The following is a 13735-nucleotide window of genomic DNA, read 5'->3' on the forward strand; positions in this document are numbered from 1 at the left end:
ATCCATAACAAACCATTTTCACGCGGGGCCGGCCCGGGTTTCTTCAAACCGTGGGCAGGCCCCCGTGGTGGTTGACTCCCCGGCATATGATGCAGGAATTCTTACATCCAGACAACCGGGCCGGCCGCGGCGCTTTCAAGATTTACATTGGTATGAGCGCCGGCGTGGGCAAAAGCTACCGCATGCTGCAGGAAGCGCATGCCCTCATGGGCCAGGGCGTGCAGGTGCAGGTAGGGTATATTGAGACCCATGGCCGCAAAGATACGGCCGCCCTGCTGGAGGGGCTGCCGGTAGTGCCCCGCCGGCAGGTTTTTTACAAGGGCAAGATGCTGGAAGAAATGGACCTCAACGCCATTTTGCTGCTGGCGCCGCAGTGGGTGATCGTAGACGAGCTGGCGCACACCAACATACCCGGTTCCAAAAACGAAAAACGCTGGCAGGATGTAGTAGACCTGCTGCGGGCCGGCATCAGCGTAATTTCAGCCGTCAACATCCAGCATATGGAAAGCATCAACCAGCAGGTGAAAGCCATTACCGGCGTGGAGGTGCAGGAGCGGGTGCCTGACAGTATGCTGCAGCTGGCGGACGAAGTAGTGAACATAGACCTTACGGCAGACGAGCTGATAACCCGGCTTAAAGAAGGCAAAATATATGACCGCAGCAAGGTAGAAACAGCCCTGGAGCACTTCTTTACGCCGGAAAAAATTCTGCAGCTGCGGGAGCTGGCGCTGAAGGAAGTAGCCTCCCAGGTAGAACGCAAGGTAGAAACGGCGGTGCCCCGCAACCGGCAGATGCGTCACGAGCGTTTCCTGGCCTGCGTTTCCAGCAACGATGCGGCGGCCAAAAAAGTGATCAGGAAAACGGCGCGGCTGGCCGCCTACTACTATGGGGAATGGTACGTGCTCTATGTGCAGACCCCGCAGGAAAACGCGGGCCGCATCCCCCTGGCCCAGCAGCGACACCTGATCAATAACCTGAAAATGGCCACTGAGCTGGGCGCGGAGGTACTGCGGGTGCAGGCGGCAGATGTGGCGGCCGCCATTCTGCAGGCAGCGCAGGAAAAAGATATCACCACCGTTTGCATCGGCAAGCCGCATATCAGCCTGTTCGGCATTATCTTGCGAACAAATATCTTTTCGCGGCTGTTGAAAACTTTATCCTCTCACGAAATTGATCTCGTAATACTGTCATGACAAAGCTGAAGCTCAAAACGAAGATCACATTAGGGGTGCTGTTCCTGTTCTTTATGCTCATGCTGGTGAGCATACTGGGATACTATCACATTGACCGGGTAAACCGGGAAGCTGGCTCCATCCTGCAAGACAATTACGAGTCTGTTGAGTACGCCAAAAACATGCTGATGGCCCTGGAGGCAACGCCGGTAGACAGCCTGGGCTTTGTCAAGAACCAGGCCCTGCAGGAAAAGAATGTGACCGAAGCAGGTGAGGCGGCCGCCACCGGGCAGCTGCGCCGCCATTTCCAGGACTCGCTGAACCTGCCGGCCCTGCGGCAAGACCTGTATACCATCATGGAGCTGAACATGAAGGCCATTGTGATGAAGAACGAGCGTACCAAAGCCACGGCAGACAAAGCAGTGCTGTACATTGCCATCATAAGCGGCATTTGTTTCCTGCTGGGTATCTCCTTCGTATACAACTTCCCCGGCTACGTTGCCAACCCCATCCGGGAACTGACGGAAGGCATCAAAGGTATTGCTCAGCGCCGCTATGAACAGCGGCTGTACTTTAAATCAGGAGACGAGTTTGGCGAACTGGCGGAGGCTTTCAACACCATGGCCCGGCAGCTCCATGAGTACGAACACAGTAACCTGGCCCGCATCATGTTTGAAAAGAAACGGGCGGAAGCTGTGATAGGCAGCCTGAAAGACGCTACCATTGGCATAGATAACAAGGGGAATATGCTTTTTGCCAACGCGCAGGCCCTGCAGTTGCTCAACATGCAGGAGGAAGAGGTGGCCGGCCGCCCCGCGGAAGAAATTGCGCAGCGGAATGACCTGATGAAATACCTTATCAGTAAAACGGACAACGGGCATATAAAAATTGTGGTGAACGGCCGGGAGAGCTTTTTTACAAGAGAAACGGCAGACATTCACTATGAACAGGAGAAAATAGGGTATATCGTTATTCTCAAAAATATCACCACCTACCGGGAGATAGACCTGGCCAAAACGCAGTTCATCGCCACCATTTCCCATGAGCTGAAAACGCCGCTGGCCGCCACAGACCTCAGCCTCACCCTGCTGGACGACGAGCGCTCCGGCCCATTGAGCCCGGAACAGAAAGAGCTGGTAGACAGCCTCCGGCAAGATAACCGGCGCATGATTCGCATGGTGAGTGAGCTGCTTGATTTTTCACGTGCGCAAAGCGGCAACATCCAGTTGCAGATACAGGCCGTGGAACCTGCTGAAATTGTACAATACGCTTTGGGTACGGTGAGCAAGGAAGCGGCAGGCCGCAACGTGGCTATCCGGGCCCAGGTGCCGGAAGGCCTGCCCAAAGCGGTGGCGGATGCTGAAAAGAGCGCCTGGGTGCTGGTTAACCTGCTCACCAACGCCATCCGGTATTCACCCGGCGGCACGGCCGTGCAGCTGGCCGTACAGGTAACGGCCACCAATAAACTGTTATTCAGTGTAGAAGATGCCGGCCCGGGCATAGACCCGGCTTTCCGCAACAAGATATTTGAACGTTTCTTCCAGGTGCCCGGCGCTGAAAATACCAAGGGCAGCGGGCTGGGGCTGGCTATTGCAAGAGAGTTCATTGAAGCGCAGGGCGGCACTATTGGCGCGAGCAGCGCGCCGGGTAAAGGCAGCCGCTTCTGGTTTGAATTGCCGCTGGCCTAGTTGTTCCGGATGTCTTCCATTTCCCGCTTTAGTACAGATTGCGCATCGTGGTAAATTTTTATGGCCAGCTCTATGTTGGGGATGATGTTCTCCAGGTTGCTGCGGCTGCGGGCATGCTGTTCTATCTGCTGCATCATGTCAGACAGCGGATGTATCTTAACGATCATGAGGCTGTTGCGCAGCAGGCTGGCATGGCGGCTGGTTTCTTCCCAGGCCTCCTCCCGTGCGCTGTTGAGCAGGTGGGTGAACATGCCGGCCGTGCATTCCACAAAGATGCCCAGCACATCCAGCAGGTAATCTTTATCATCTTCCAGGATATTGCGGAGGTACAGCAGGTCAATAAAAGGGCGGTTTTCAGGCTCGCCGGGAACGGCATTGATGAAGCCCGAAAGTGAGGGTTCTTTTTCTCCCAGTACTTCCTGTATTTTCCTGAAAAGATCTTCGGGCACAAAAGGTTTGGAAATGTATTCGTTCATGCCGGTGAGCAGGCACCGCTCCCGGTCTCCGCGCAGGGCAGATGCCGTCATCGCAATAATGGGAACGCCGGAGCCCATGTCCCGTATTTTACGGGTGGCGCTGAGGCCGTCCATTTCCGGCATCTGGATGTCCATCAGCACGCAGTCAAAAGTGTGTTGCTGCAGCTGCTGCAATGCCGCCACCCCGTTTTCCGCCAGTGTTACGCTGGCGCCGGCCCGCTGCAGCAGGCGGAGCGCTACTTTCTGGTTCAGCAGGTTATCTTCCGCCACCAGTATGTGGCGCCCCTCCAGGGGTGCGTGCTCCGGTACAGGTTCAGCGGGGGCAGCCGTTTGGAAACTGCGGCTGAAGGGGATGGAGAAACTCACAACAGTGCCGCCCGCGGGGTTGTTGCGGATGGTGATGTTGCCGTGTTGCAGCAAAATAAGCTGGCGGGTGAGCGCCAGTCCCAGCCCGGTGCCGCTGTGCTTGCGGTCATTGCCGCCCTGCAGCTGGGAAAAACCCTCGCCAAGGTCGTGCAGCAGGGGCGCCGGTATGCCAACGCCGGTATCCTGCAGCTCAAACAGCAGCATGGTATTTTTTTCGTTGGCCGCCGCTACTTTCACTGTGAGCCGCACTTCGCCCGTTTCCGTGAATTTTACCGCATTGTCCAGCAGGTTTTCCAGTACCTGGTTGAGGCGCGTCGGGTCTCCCAGCACATGGTCTTTCACCGCTTCCGCCAGCTCGCAGTGAAAGGCCAGGCCTTTAGCTTCTGCGCGCTGCCTGTGCTTGCCTGCTGCGCGCAAAATGAGGTGGCGCGGGTCAAAGTCTTCTTTGGCCAGGTGCAGCTGCCCCGTTCTGATGCGGGAAAAATCAAGCAGGTCATCTACCAGCACCAGCAGGTTGCCGGCAGACTCCCGTATGTCACTCACATACTCCCGCAGCTCGGGGCCGCCTTCCAGCTGCTGCAGCAGGTTGGTAACGCCAATGATCCCGTTCAGCGGGGTGCGCAGCTCATGGCTCATATTGGCCATAAACACTTCCTGCGCCTTCTTGGCGTTTTCCGCCTTGCGCCGCGCTTCTATCAGTTTGTGCTCTACTTCTATACGCGGCGTAATGTCTGTGGCAATGCCGCAGAGGCCGTATACGCGCAGGGTATGGTCACGCAGGGGAAACTTGTTGATGAAAAAATAGCGGGTCTCGTTGCCTATCTCAATGCTTTCTTCCATTTCCTGCGGTTTCTCGAAGAGGATCACCGTACGGTCTGTCAAGGCATGTTTGTCAGGGTGGAGAATGTTCGGGAAGTCTTTATCAGAACGGTCCTTGATCTCTTTCAGCGTAACGCCGAACACTTCTTCGAACCGCCTGTTCACATGCAGGTAGCGGCCGTGCACGTCTTTAATGAAAACAATAGACGTGGTGTTTTCCAGTATGGATTGCATTCTGCTGTTGAGAATGTTCATCTCCTTTTTGGCTTCCGCCAGTTGCTCATCCGCCATTCTTTTCTGGTTTACGTCTTTTACCGCGCACTGGTACCCGGCAAAGAAGCCGTTCCGTTCCACCAGCACCACATGCTGTTCCACCCACTTTTTCTCCCCGTTCTTCATGCGGATGGGGAAGGAATAGGTAGATTCAGGCGTGCCGTCAAAAGACTGGTTCTCGTAAAATTCCCGCAATTCCTTTTGCACCGGCGGGTCCAGCAGCATGGTGTATTGTTTGTTGATCAGCTCCTCTGCCGTGTAGCCGGTAAGGTCAAAAGCTTTTTTGTTCACGTAGGTGAAAAAGCCGCCACGGTTAGTGGTAAACAGCGTGGTACCCGCATCTTCTATGAGCTGGCGGTATTTTTCTTCACTGGCCGTGAGCGCTGCTGTAACGGTACGCGCCCGGCGCAGGTTGGCGGCAATGCGGTAGAGGCCGCCCAGCATCACCAGGGCTGCCACTATGCTGCCGATGATAGACAGCAGGAAAGGTTTTCTGTGAAACCACTGGGTGCCCAGGAGGTTATTGAGCCGGGCATGCTCCTGCTCCAGGCAACGGTCAATGAGCAGGGTAAGGTCGTCTTCCGGCGCGGGCGTTTTCCTTGTCTGGATCATGGCGCCGGCCATTACGGGCGCTTCACGGGCGGCGGATACCAGGTAATTGTACAGTACTATCCGTTTCAGCACGGCGGTTTTGAGAGAGTCCATCCGCAGCTCGTCTGCCCGGCTGCCTCCGCTCATGACCTGGAGGTTCAGCACGGGTGTTCGCAGGCGGGTTTCCATCTGGTCTGCCCGTACCAGGAAGCCGGTGTCTCCGGTAATAACGTAACCTCTTACTGCAGATTCCAGGGTTTTGGCCATATATGCCACCTGCTCCAGCTGGCGGACCCTGTCACTGGTGAGCCTCACCCGCTCGTTGATCTTCACTACGGCGGAGTCTGCAGACCAGGCCTGCCAGGCAAACCAGGCAACGGAAACGATGGCAGCAACAAAAACAATGATAACGGGGCCGCTGTTCTTTTTCATGCAACAATAGTTGTCAATCTCGCCATACGTAAGGCTTCACGAGGGCTATGGGGTAAGGGTGGTATTGCGTTCCGTATAACGGGATTGATTTTGGTCTGGCTATTTACTAATCATACAATTTACTTAAAATCCCGTAAAACGGTCCTCTTAATTACCATGTATTATTTTTGCAATATTTTAACCGTTTGATTTATTTGCATTCCATTAAATTTGCCTGATATTCTTTTTGCCAAGCATTTAAACATATTATGAAAAAATTACTTTTTACACTGGGTTTTATCGCGGTTTCAGCGGGTGTTTTTGCACAGGATAATATGGCTGGCGCGGCCATTGGTAAGGCCCGTGAGAAGGCCTCCTTTTCCAGGGACTTCCTGGTGATCGGTTTTTCTTATGACGGCTGGGCCTCCGCTCCGGACAGTGTTAAAACAAAAGGATTATCACGCGGCTTCAACGTAGCCCTGATGTATGATATTCCCATTTCCAAGTCTCACTTCAGCGTGGCGCTGGGTTTGGGCTTCAGCTCCAGCAATATTTTCCTGAACAAGCAGGTAATACCCATGAACAACGGGTCATCCAATGAGGTGCGGTTTGTTTCGTCAGAAACATATAAAAAATACAAGGTATCTACCAATTACCTGGAAATCCCCCTCGAATTCCGCTACCGCCAGGTGTCAGACAATGCCAACAAGGGCTTCAAGGCTTCCATTGGCGCAAAGGTGGGCATGCTGGTAAACGCGCATACCAAGGGTAAAAACACCCTGGGCGGCGAAAAGAATATCATCAAGGAACAAAACAAACGTTTCTTCAACCCCTGGCGCTTTGCAGGCACCGCCCGCATCGGGTACGGTAATTTCTCCGTGTTCGGTACGGTAAACCTGAACCCGCTGTTTAAAGACAACACCGGCGTTGCGTCAGATATCAGGCCTTATTCCGTCGGGATTGCGCTGAGCGGGCTGTAATAAGATAGTGATCAAACTAATGCGGGGCTGACCTTAATGGTCGGCCCTTTTTTATTGTTGTCATCTATTCATCATCCTGGGGTCATCCTAGGGTTTTCCTGGGGTTTTCTTAGGGTATTCTGTATAAAAAACCCCAGGATGACCCTAAGATAACCTTAAGTAGACCTGAAGATAGAAGATCGGCCTGAATAACAACAAGAGGGCTGGAAAGCGTTCATGAAAGTTTGCCGCAGCCGCATAAAACAAACAAGTTTGTGTAAACTACACAAACTTGTTTGGATCAATACCATTAAAAAGCAGGGGTGTGTGCCGGAGAGAAGGAGGCCGGAAAGCCCGGGTCCCGGCCGGGAACAGCGGCCGTTTTATTTCCCGCTGAACGCCGGTTTCCGTTTTTCAAGGAAGGCTTGTATGCCTTCCCGGTTGTCTTCTGTATTACCCGCAATTTCCTGGCACCAGGCCTCATAATCCAGCACCGTGTCAAGATCTTCCGTCATGCCTTTGGTCAGCATTTTTTTCATAAGGGCAATGGCTTTGGTAGGGGCCTGGGCGTAGAAGGCGGCTTCAGCTTCCACAGCGGCATCCAGCTCTTCTGCTTTTACCACTTTGTTGACCAGTCCCATTTGCAGGGCATCTGCGGCAGTGAGTTTGGTGGCTTTGGTGGCCAGCTCAAACGCCCGGTGGTAGCCTATGGTACGGGGCAGAAAATAAGAGGAACCGGAGTCCAGCACCAGGGCTATGTTGATGAAGATCTCAATAAGGGTGGCGTTTTCCGCGGCAACAATCACATCGCAAGCCAGGGCCAGGGAGCAGCCGGCCCCCGCGGCCACGCCGTTCAACCGGCAGATCACCGGTTTGGGCATGTTGCGGATGGCGCGGATGATGGGGTTGTACCGCTTGTGCAGCGAGTCTCCCAGGTTGCGTTTGCCTTCCTGCGCTGCTTTCAGGTCTTGCCCGCTGCAAAAGGCCTTGCCGGCGCCGGTAAGCACCACGGCCCTCACAGCCGCGTCTTTCTCCGCCTGTTTGAGCGCATCCTGCAGCTCATAGCTGAGCGTGTCATTAAAGGCATTGTACACATCGGGCCTGTTGAGCGTGATGGTAGCTACATTGTTTTGCACGTGAAAGAGAAGCGTGGTAAACATGGTCGGTATTTTATAAGGTTTCTTTCAGCCAGCCAAAGAACTCCCGCTGCCAGGCAATGGCGTTTTGCGCGCTCAGCACCCAGTGGTTTTCTTCGGGGAAATATACCAGTTTGCTTTTGATGCCTTTCAGCTGGGCCACCTGGAAGGCCTGCAGCCCCTGCTCTATGCCTACGCGGAAGTCTATGCCGCCCTGCACTATCATAATGGGCGTGTCCCATTGATCTACAAAATTGATGGGGTTGAATTGCTCGTATACCTTGGCGTTTGCCTTGTCCCAGTAGGCGCCGATGTCCCAGTTGGCAAACCACAGTTCTTCGGTGGTGCCGTACCAGCTGCGCAGGTCAAACAGCCCGTCGTGCGCAATAAAACTCTTGAAACGTTTCTGGTGCACGCCGGCCAGCATAAATACGGAATACCCGCCGTAACTGGCGCCTACCGCGCCAAGGCGGCTTTTATCCACGTAAGGTTCCTTGCTTACATCGTCTATGGCGGCCAGGTAGTCTTTGATAGGTTGCCCGCCCCAGTCCTTGCTGATATCTTCATTCCACTTCACGCCATGGCCGGGCATGCCGCGGCGGTTGGGGGCCACTACAATATAGCCCTGCGCCGCTATCAGCTGAAAGTTCCAGCGGAAGCTGTAGAACTGGCTCAGGGCAGATTGCGGGCCGCCCTGGCAGTAGAGCAGCGTGGGGTATTTTTTGGCAGGGTCGAAGTCTGGCGGGTAAATCACCCAGGAGAGCAGGTCTTTGCCGTCCGTGGTTTTCGTCCACCGCTCTTCTACCTTGCTCATTTGCAGGTTATCGTACACGTTGTTGTTTTCCCTGGTGAGCTGCTGCATGGCGCCGGTTTTTATGTCTACTGTATACAGCTCGGCGGCGTGGTTCATATCCGCGCGGGTTACCACCAGGGTGTTGCCCTGCTGGCCTACAAAACCGTTAACGTCAAATTGCCCTTTGGTAACCTGGCGGATGGCGGGTTTCTGCAGGGAGATCTCAAACAGCTGTTCCGTACCTTTTACTACGGCCAGGAAGAAGATGTTTTTGCCGTCTGCACTGAAGCGGGCGGCAGATACGGTACCGTCCCAGTCTTTGGTGAGGTTCAGGGTTTTCCGGGTGTCTGCCTGGTAAAGGATGATGTCATTCTTGTCCGCCTCAAACCCGTCTCTCGCCATGCTGAGCCACAACAATTGCCTGCCGCTTTCATCGAAGGCGGGCGCTACATCGTACCCCATTTTTCCTTCGGAAAGATTTTCTGTAAGGCCGCTGGAGAGGTTGTACCGGTAAATGTCCGTATTGGTGCTGACGGCGTAATCTTTCCCGTGCTTTTTCTTGGATACGTAAATGATGCTGGCGCCGGAGGGATCCCAGATGAAGTCTTCCGCGCCGCCAAAAGGCATTTGCGGGCAATCAAACAATTCGCCTTTCATAATATCTACCGGTTCGCCTACCTGGCCCGTTTGCGCATTGTAGGTGGCGTAGAACACGTGGTTGTATTTGCCGTCTTCCCAGGTATCCCAGTGGCGGTAATTGAGCGTAGTGTACACCTGCACGTTAGACTTGGGCAGGTCAGGGTAACGGTCTGCCCCATTGATCTTTTCCAGCTTCACTTCCCTGGAGAAAAGGATGTGGCTGCCTTTCGGGGAAATGCGGATGTTTTGCATGCCGCCTTCCACATTGGTTTTTTGTATGGCATTTCCGCCATCTTTGTCCATTTCCCACAACTGCCCTTTATAGTTATAGGCGATACGGCCGTTGGGCAATACCTGCGCGCCGGATTCCGACCCCGCGCCCTGCGTAAGCTGTTTGGCCGCGCCGCCCTTGAGGGAAACCGCATACAGGTTGCGCTCGCTTTTATTGTCTGTCAGGCTGTAGCGGGATACCCCGTACAATACTGTTCCATCTTTCATAACGGCTTCGCCGCCTACCCGCCCCAGTTGCCAGAGCAATTGCGGGTTCATTTTCTGTTGTGCCATGCTTTGCTGAATGAATAAAATACCTGCTACCAGGAGTGTTTTACGCATTGGTGTAGATTTTGTTGTGATGAGCCATAAATGTAGGAAAATTTACCCTACCCGCCGGATTCATTAACTTTGCACAAATTCAAAAGACGCTTTGATAGAAAAACAACAAGTAGTAGACCGTGACGAGCGGGCCGTGCTGGTAGGCCTCATTCATAAAGAACAAACGGATGCGCAGGTGCAGGAGTACCTGGACGAGCTGGCCTTTCTGGCAGAAACTGCCGGCGCAGCAGCGGTGAAACGCTTCACGCAGCGGCTGGCTCATCCTGACAGGGCCACCTTTGTAGGCAAGGGAAAGCTGGAAGAGATCAGGCAGTACGTGGTGGGCAAAGACATCAGCCTGGTCATATTTGACGATGAGCTGAGCGGGTCGCAGATAGCCAACATCCAGAAAGAGCTGAAGGTGAAAGTGATTGACCGCAGCGACCTTATTCTCGACATTTTTGCCCGCCGCGCCCGCACGGCGCAGGCCAAGGTGCAGGTAGAGCTGGCGCAATACCAGTACATCCTTCCCCGCCTCCGCGGTATGTGGACGCACCTTGAAAGGCAGAAAGGGGGCATTGGCATGAGAGGCCCCGGTGAAACGGAAATTGAAACAGACCGCCGTATCGTAAAAGACAAGATATCCCTGCTGCGCAAGCGCCTGGCGGAAATAGACAAGCAGGCCCTCACCCAGCGGAAAGACCGTGGCGAGTACATCCGCGTGGCCCTGGTGGGTTATACCAACGTGGGCAAAAGCACCATCATGAACCTTTTGTCTAAAAGCGAAGTATTTGCCGAGAACAAACTTTTTGCCACGCTTGATACCACCACACGTAAAGTAGTGTTTGAGCAAACGCCCTTCCTGCTCAGCGATACGGTAGGTTTCATCCGCAAACTGCCGCACCACCTCGTGGAAAGTTTCAAATCTACATTGGATGAGGTAAGGGAAAGTGACATATTGATGCATGTGGTAGACATTTCCCATCCCAAGTACGAAGACCAGATTGAAGTAGTGAACCGCACGCTGGCAGACCTGAAATCGATGGACAAGCCCACCATTCTCATTTTCAATAAAATGGACCTGTATGAGGCGCAGACCTTTGACGAGTGGCTGACGGACGATGTGAAGCAGGACATTCTGCGGCAGCTCAAGGAAAGCTGGGAGCACCGCACCCACGGTAATTGCGTGTTTATTTCCGCTACGGAAAGGCGCAACATTGACGAGCTGCGCAAAACCATACTGGACAAGGTAGTACAGCTCTACCGCGAGCGCTATCCCTACAAAACCGAATACTTCTTTTAATGGCCAAACAATACAACTGGTACCGCCTCAGTGATGAGCAGGTGGCGGAAGAGAAGACCATTACCGTACATGAAGTGAACGGTAAAAAGATCTGTTTCACCCGCCATGAGGGCCAGCTGTACGCGTTTGCCTATAAATGCCCGCATGCCGGCGGCATTATGGCAGATGGGCATATAGATGACAAGGGCAACGTCATCTGCCCCTTGCACCGCTACCGTTTCAATGTAAAAAACGGCTACAACAGCAGCGGCGAGGGCTTTTACCTCAAAACTTACCCGGTAGAGCTGCGGGAAGAAGGGGTGTTTGTAGGGCTGGAGAAAAGCTGGCTGGGCTGGTAAAAACCTGCAAACAGCGCGACGTCCCTGTCGTATTATTTTTTGATAATATGTATATTGCCTAGGGGGGAATGTTGCGGTTGAGACAGGCGGCGGTACCTGAAGCTACCCGGAACAGGGCTGTTTAGAAAAAAAGTTGAATTAGATTTTGCAGAAATAAAAATTTGCCTATTTTTGCAATCCCAATTTGCGATTGAGATTCAGTTGCTGAGAGGGAAAAATTCCTCCTTAGCTCAGTTGGTTAGAGCATCTGACTGTTAATCAGAGGGTCGCTGGTTCAAGTCCAGCAGGGGGAGCAAAAGCCACGAGATCATCGTGGCTTTTTTGTTGCATCATAGTGATGCCGGTTCCGGCAAGCAGTTAATATTTCAGGTTCTCATTCCACAATACTCGAAGACGATAAAATCCTGAAATCCGCATATTTCCAGGCTTCATCAAAAGCGGATTTAACTTTCTGCGCTTCATCATTTTTTTTCTGCAGTGCCAGCGCATGATGCAACCCTATCAAAGCCCAGCCGTTTTTCCGCCAGGTTTGTAAATCTCTGCTATACACTTTTTCAGCTTCTCCATATTTTTCTGCTTTGAGTAATATAGCGCCCAGATGATGCCGGACGGAGAAAAACCAATCCGGAGGTTCATTGTAATTGAGGCGATCTTCAAGGTCAACCGCTTCCTTCAATAAAGAAATAGATTCAGCGATCTTGTTTTGTTTAAATGCAATTCCGCCTCCCAGCACCTTTGTTGCAATTTGCACCAGGTCTGCAGTGGTATTGATCTCCCAAACGGTCAGGTCCTGAAGTGAAGTGTCGGCCGCCAGTATACGCAGGCTGTCCATTTCTTTTTGTGCGCCAGGGGTATCGTGCTTCCCAAGGTATGCCATGCCCCTGGCGTAGTGGAGGATTGCCCTGGGGTACACCAGGTCTTTTGCGGGAGGGGGGATTGCCATAATCGTATCCCACATGGAAAACTTTACGGCAATGTAATATGGAATGGTATAATAATGTTGCAATGTTCCCCAGCCGGGTGTCCGCATGATATCCGTTGAAGTATGTGACTGCAATTTTTTTGATGCATTCCAGGCTAATTTCGAGTTCCCTTCCAGTGTGGCTGTTGCTGCCAGGAAATGATAGTTGTGTGGATAATACGCTAGAGGATAGGCGCCCTGCGCATGGCAGGCGGTTGTATAAATACTGTCAACCGTTACTGCGCGGATATTTGAAAGCGAGCCCTGGTGGTAATCTCCTGTATTGATGTAAATATGAGAGGGCATATGTACCAGGTGGCCTGAGCCAGGTACCAGCGTATCCAGCAAGTTTGCGCTGGCCAGGGCTTTTTCGGGCGTGGCGGAGGCCTCCAGTGCGTGAACGTAAAAGTGGTGAGCCCCCGGATGCCCGGGGTTTGTTTTGATCAGGTGCTCCAGGATGGCCAGCAGTTCCGGCGTCCAGGCCCTTGGCGCTTTGGTTTCTTTATCGTACAAATCCCAGGGGTGCAGGTCCATCAGCGCTTCAGCATACAAAGCCCCAATGTCAGGGTCTGTTGGATATTGTGTATATACTTTTTTCATAGCGGCGGCATAGGCAATGTCTAACGGACTGCGGTCTGCCGGTGGCTGTGCTGCATAGCGGGTAGCTAATGCCTTGACCAGCGCCGCTTCTTTGGGCGTGCAATTCCTGATAAGTGCGTTGGCTTTTAAGGATGCGTCATACGCACGTTGAAAATTATCTTCTTCCATTCCGCCGTTGTAGTTGGGCCCTAGTACGTACGCAAATCCCCAGTAGGCCATGGCGCAGGTGGAATCCAGCCGGGTTGCTTCATAAAAAGATCTTGCCGCTTCGGCATGGTTGAACCCATATGCCAGCATTAACCCCTGGTTGAAGTACTCCTGAGCCTCCTTGCTGGACGTTGATATTTTGAAATCAATGCCTCCCAGGCCCTCAAATCTGGGCGCTTTTTTTCCGGTGCTGTACCATTCTTTATCGTTTGTTTGGGGTTTACAGCCGATGGTCTGGGAACCTTTATCAACCGACTGTTTTTCTTTGTTACCACTGTGGCTGCCGCAGGCAAAAAGCAGCGTGATGGAGATGATAGGGAAATAACGTTGGCGCATAGAGCAACGATTTAGAGTTTACAAATGGGTTAGCCCAAGCATTCCCAGACTAGCGGTGGAAGGGGTTTACTGTATT

9 protein-coding genes and 1 tRNA gene are annotated in these 13735 nt (G+C 53.1%); 6 read left to right on the top strand and 4 right to left on the bottom strand.

Features of this window, described 5'->3' with window-relative positions:
- The first annotated feature begins 86 nt into the window (after nucleotides 1-86).
- Together ABDW36_RS04330 and ABDW36_RS04335 are read left to right on the top strand one after the other, a co-directional pair.
- Nucleotides 87-1193, top strand: a complete 1107-nt coding sequence (locus ABDW36_RS04330) for a sensor protein KdpD (RefSeq protein WP_343700649.1) — start codon at nucleotides 87-89, stop codon at nucleotides 1191-1193.
- Nucleotides 1190-2860, top strand: coding sequence for an ATP-binding protein (locus tag ABDW36_RS04335; protein WP_343700650.1), 1671 nt, complete (start codon nucleotides 1190-1192; stop codon nucleotides 2858-2860). The genes ABDW36_RS04330 and ABDW36_RS04335 overlap by 4 nt, the downstream gene beginning before the upstream one ends.
- On the opposite strand, the gene ABDW36_RS04340 is transcribed toward ABDW36_RS04335, so the two are convergent.
- Nucleotides 2857-5817: a PAS domain S-box protein gene (locus ABDW36_RS04340; RefSeq protein WP_343700651.1), complete on the bottom strand. Its 2961-nt coding sequence runs from the start codon at nucleotides 5815-5817 to the stop codon at nucleotides 2857-2859. The two genes, ABDW36_RS04335 and ABDW36_RS04340, sit on opposite strands and share 4 nt — an antisense overlap.
- A 248-nt stretch (nucleotides 5818-6065) precedes the next feature.
- On the opposite strand from ABDW36_RS04340, the gene ABDW36_RS04345 reads away from it, so the two are divergent.
- Nucleotides 6066-6776: a porin family protein gene (locus tag ABDW36_RS04345; RefSeq protein WP_343700652.1), complete on the top strand. Its 711-nt coding sequence runs from the start codon at nucleotides 6066-6068 to the stop codon at nucleotides 6774-6776.
- 362 nt (nucleotides 6777-7138) lie between these two features.
- Here the strand turns inward: ABDW36_RS04345 and ABDW36_RS04350 are convergent, their stop codons facing one another.
- Together ABDW36_RS04350 and ABDW36_RS04355 are read right to left on the bottom strand one after the other, a co-directional pair.
- Nucleotides 7139-7915, bottom strand: coding sequence for an enoyl-CoA hydratase-related protein (locus ABDW36_RS04350; RefSeq protein WP_343700653.1), 777 nt, complete (start codon nucleotides 7913-7915; stop codon nucleotides 7139-7141).
- A gap of 10 nt (nucleotides 7916-7925) precedes the next feature.
- Nucleotides 7926-9935, bottom strand: a complete 2010-nt coding sequence (locus ABDW36_RS04355; protein ID WP_343700654.1) for a S9 family peptidase — start codon at nucleotides 9933-9935, stop codon at nucleotides 7926-7928.
- A 91-nt stretch (nucleotides 9936-10026) separates the two neighbouring features.
- Here ABDW36_RS04355 and hflX point away from each other — a divergent pair, with 91 nt between their 5' ends.
- The 3 genes from hflX to ABDW36_RS04370 all read left to right on the top strand — a co-directional run bounded on the left by hflX (nucleotide 10027) and on the right by ABDW36_RS04370 (nucleotide 11848).
- A complete protein-coding gene (hflX, locus tag ABDW36_RS04360; protein WP_343700655.1) occupies nucleotides 10027-11217 on the top strand; it encodes a GTPase HflX in 1191 nt (396 codons plus the stop codon).
- Nucleotides 11217-11555 carry a Rieske (2Fe-2S) protein gene (locus ABDW36_RS04365; protein ID WP_343700656.1) on the top strand — a complete coding sequence of 113 codons (339 nt, stop codon included), beginning with the start codon at nucleotides 11217-11219 and terminating at the stop codon, nucleotides 11553-11555. The genes hflX and ABDW36_RS04365 overlap by 1 nt, the downstream gene beginning before the upstream one ends.
- Before the next feature lie 219 nt (nucleotides 11556-11774).
- Nucleotides 11775-11848 (top strand) — tRNA-Asn (locus ABDW36_RS04370).
- 80 nt (nucleotides 11849-11928) lie between these two features.
- On the opposite strand, the gene ABDW36_RS04375 is transcribed toward ABDW36_RS04370, so the two are convergent.
- Nucleotides 11929-13659 (bottom strand): hypothetical protein, encoded by a 1731-nt coding sequence (locus ABDW36_RS04375; RefSeq protein ID WP_343700657.1) that lies wholly within the window; start codon nucleotides 13657-13659, stop codon nucleotides 11929-11931.
- Between the last annotated feature and the right edge of the window lie 76 nt (nucleotides 13660-13735).

It is taken from the genome of Chitinophaga sp. (assembly GCF_039596455.1).
GTDB lineage: Bacteria > Bacteroidota > Bacteroidia > Chitinophagales > Chitinophagaceae > Chitinophaga.

Coding starts and splice junctions, on each gene's coding strand:
- ABDW36_RS04375 (WP_343700657.1), bottom strand. CDS start 13,659: ATGCGCCAACGTTATTTCCCTATCATCTCCATCACGCTGCTTTTTGCC.
- ABDW36_RS04335 (WP_343700650.1), top strand. CDS start 1,190: ATGACAAAGCTGAAGCTCAAAACGAAGATCACATTAGGGGTGCTGTTC.
- ABDW36_RS04355 (WP_343700654.1), bottom strand. CDS start 9,935: ATGCGTAAAACACTCCTGGTAGCAGGTATTTTATTCATTCAGCAAAGC.
- ABDW36_RS04345 (WP_343700652.1), top strand. CDS start 6,066: ATGAAAAAATTACTTTTTACACTGGGTTTTATCGCGGTTTCAGCGGGT.
- ABDW36_RS04365 (WP_343700656.1), top strand. CDS start 11,217: ATGGCCAAACAATACAACTGGTACCGCCTCAGTGATGAGCAGGTGGCG.
- ABDW36_RS04340 (WP_343700651.1), bottom strand. CDS start 5,817: ATGAAAAAGAACAGCGGCCCCGTTATCATTGTTTTTGTTGCTGCCATC.
- ABDW36_RS04330 (WP_343700649.1), top strand. CDS start 87: ATGATGCAGGAATTCTTACATCCAGACAACCGGGCCGGCCGCGGCGCT.
- ABDW36_RS04350 (WP_343700653.1), bottom strand. CDS start 7,915: ATGTTTACCACGCTTCTCTTTCACGTGCAAAACAATGTAGCTACCATC.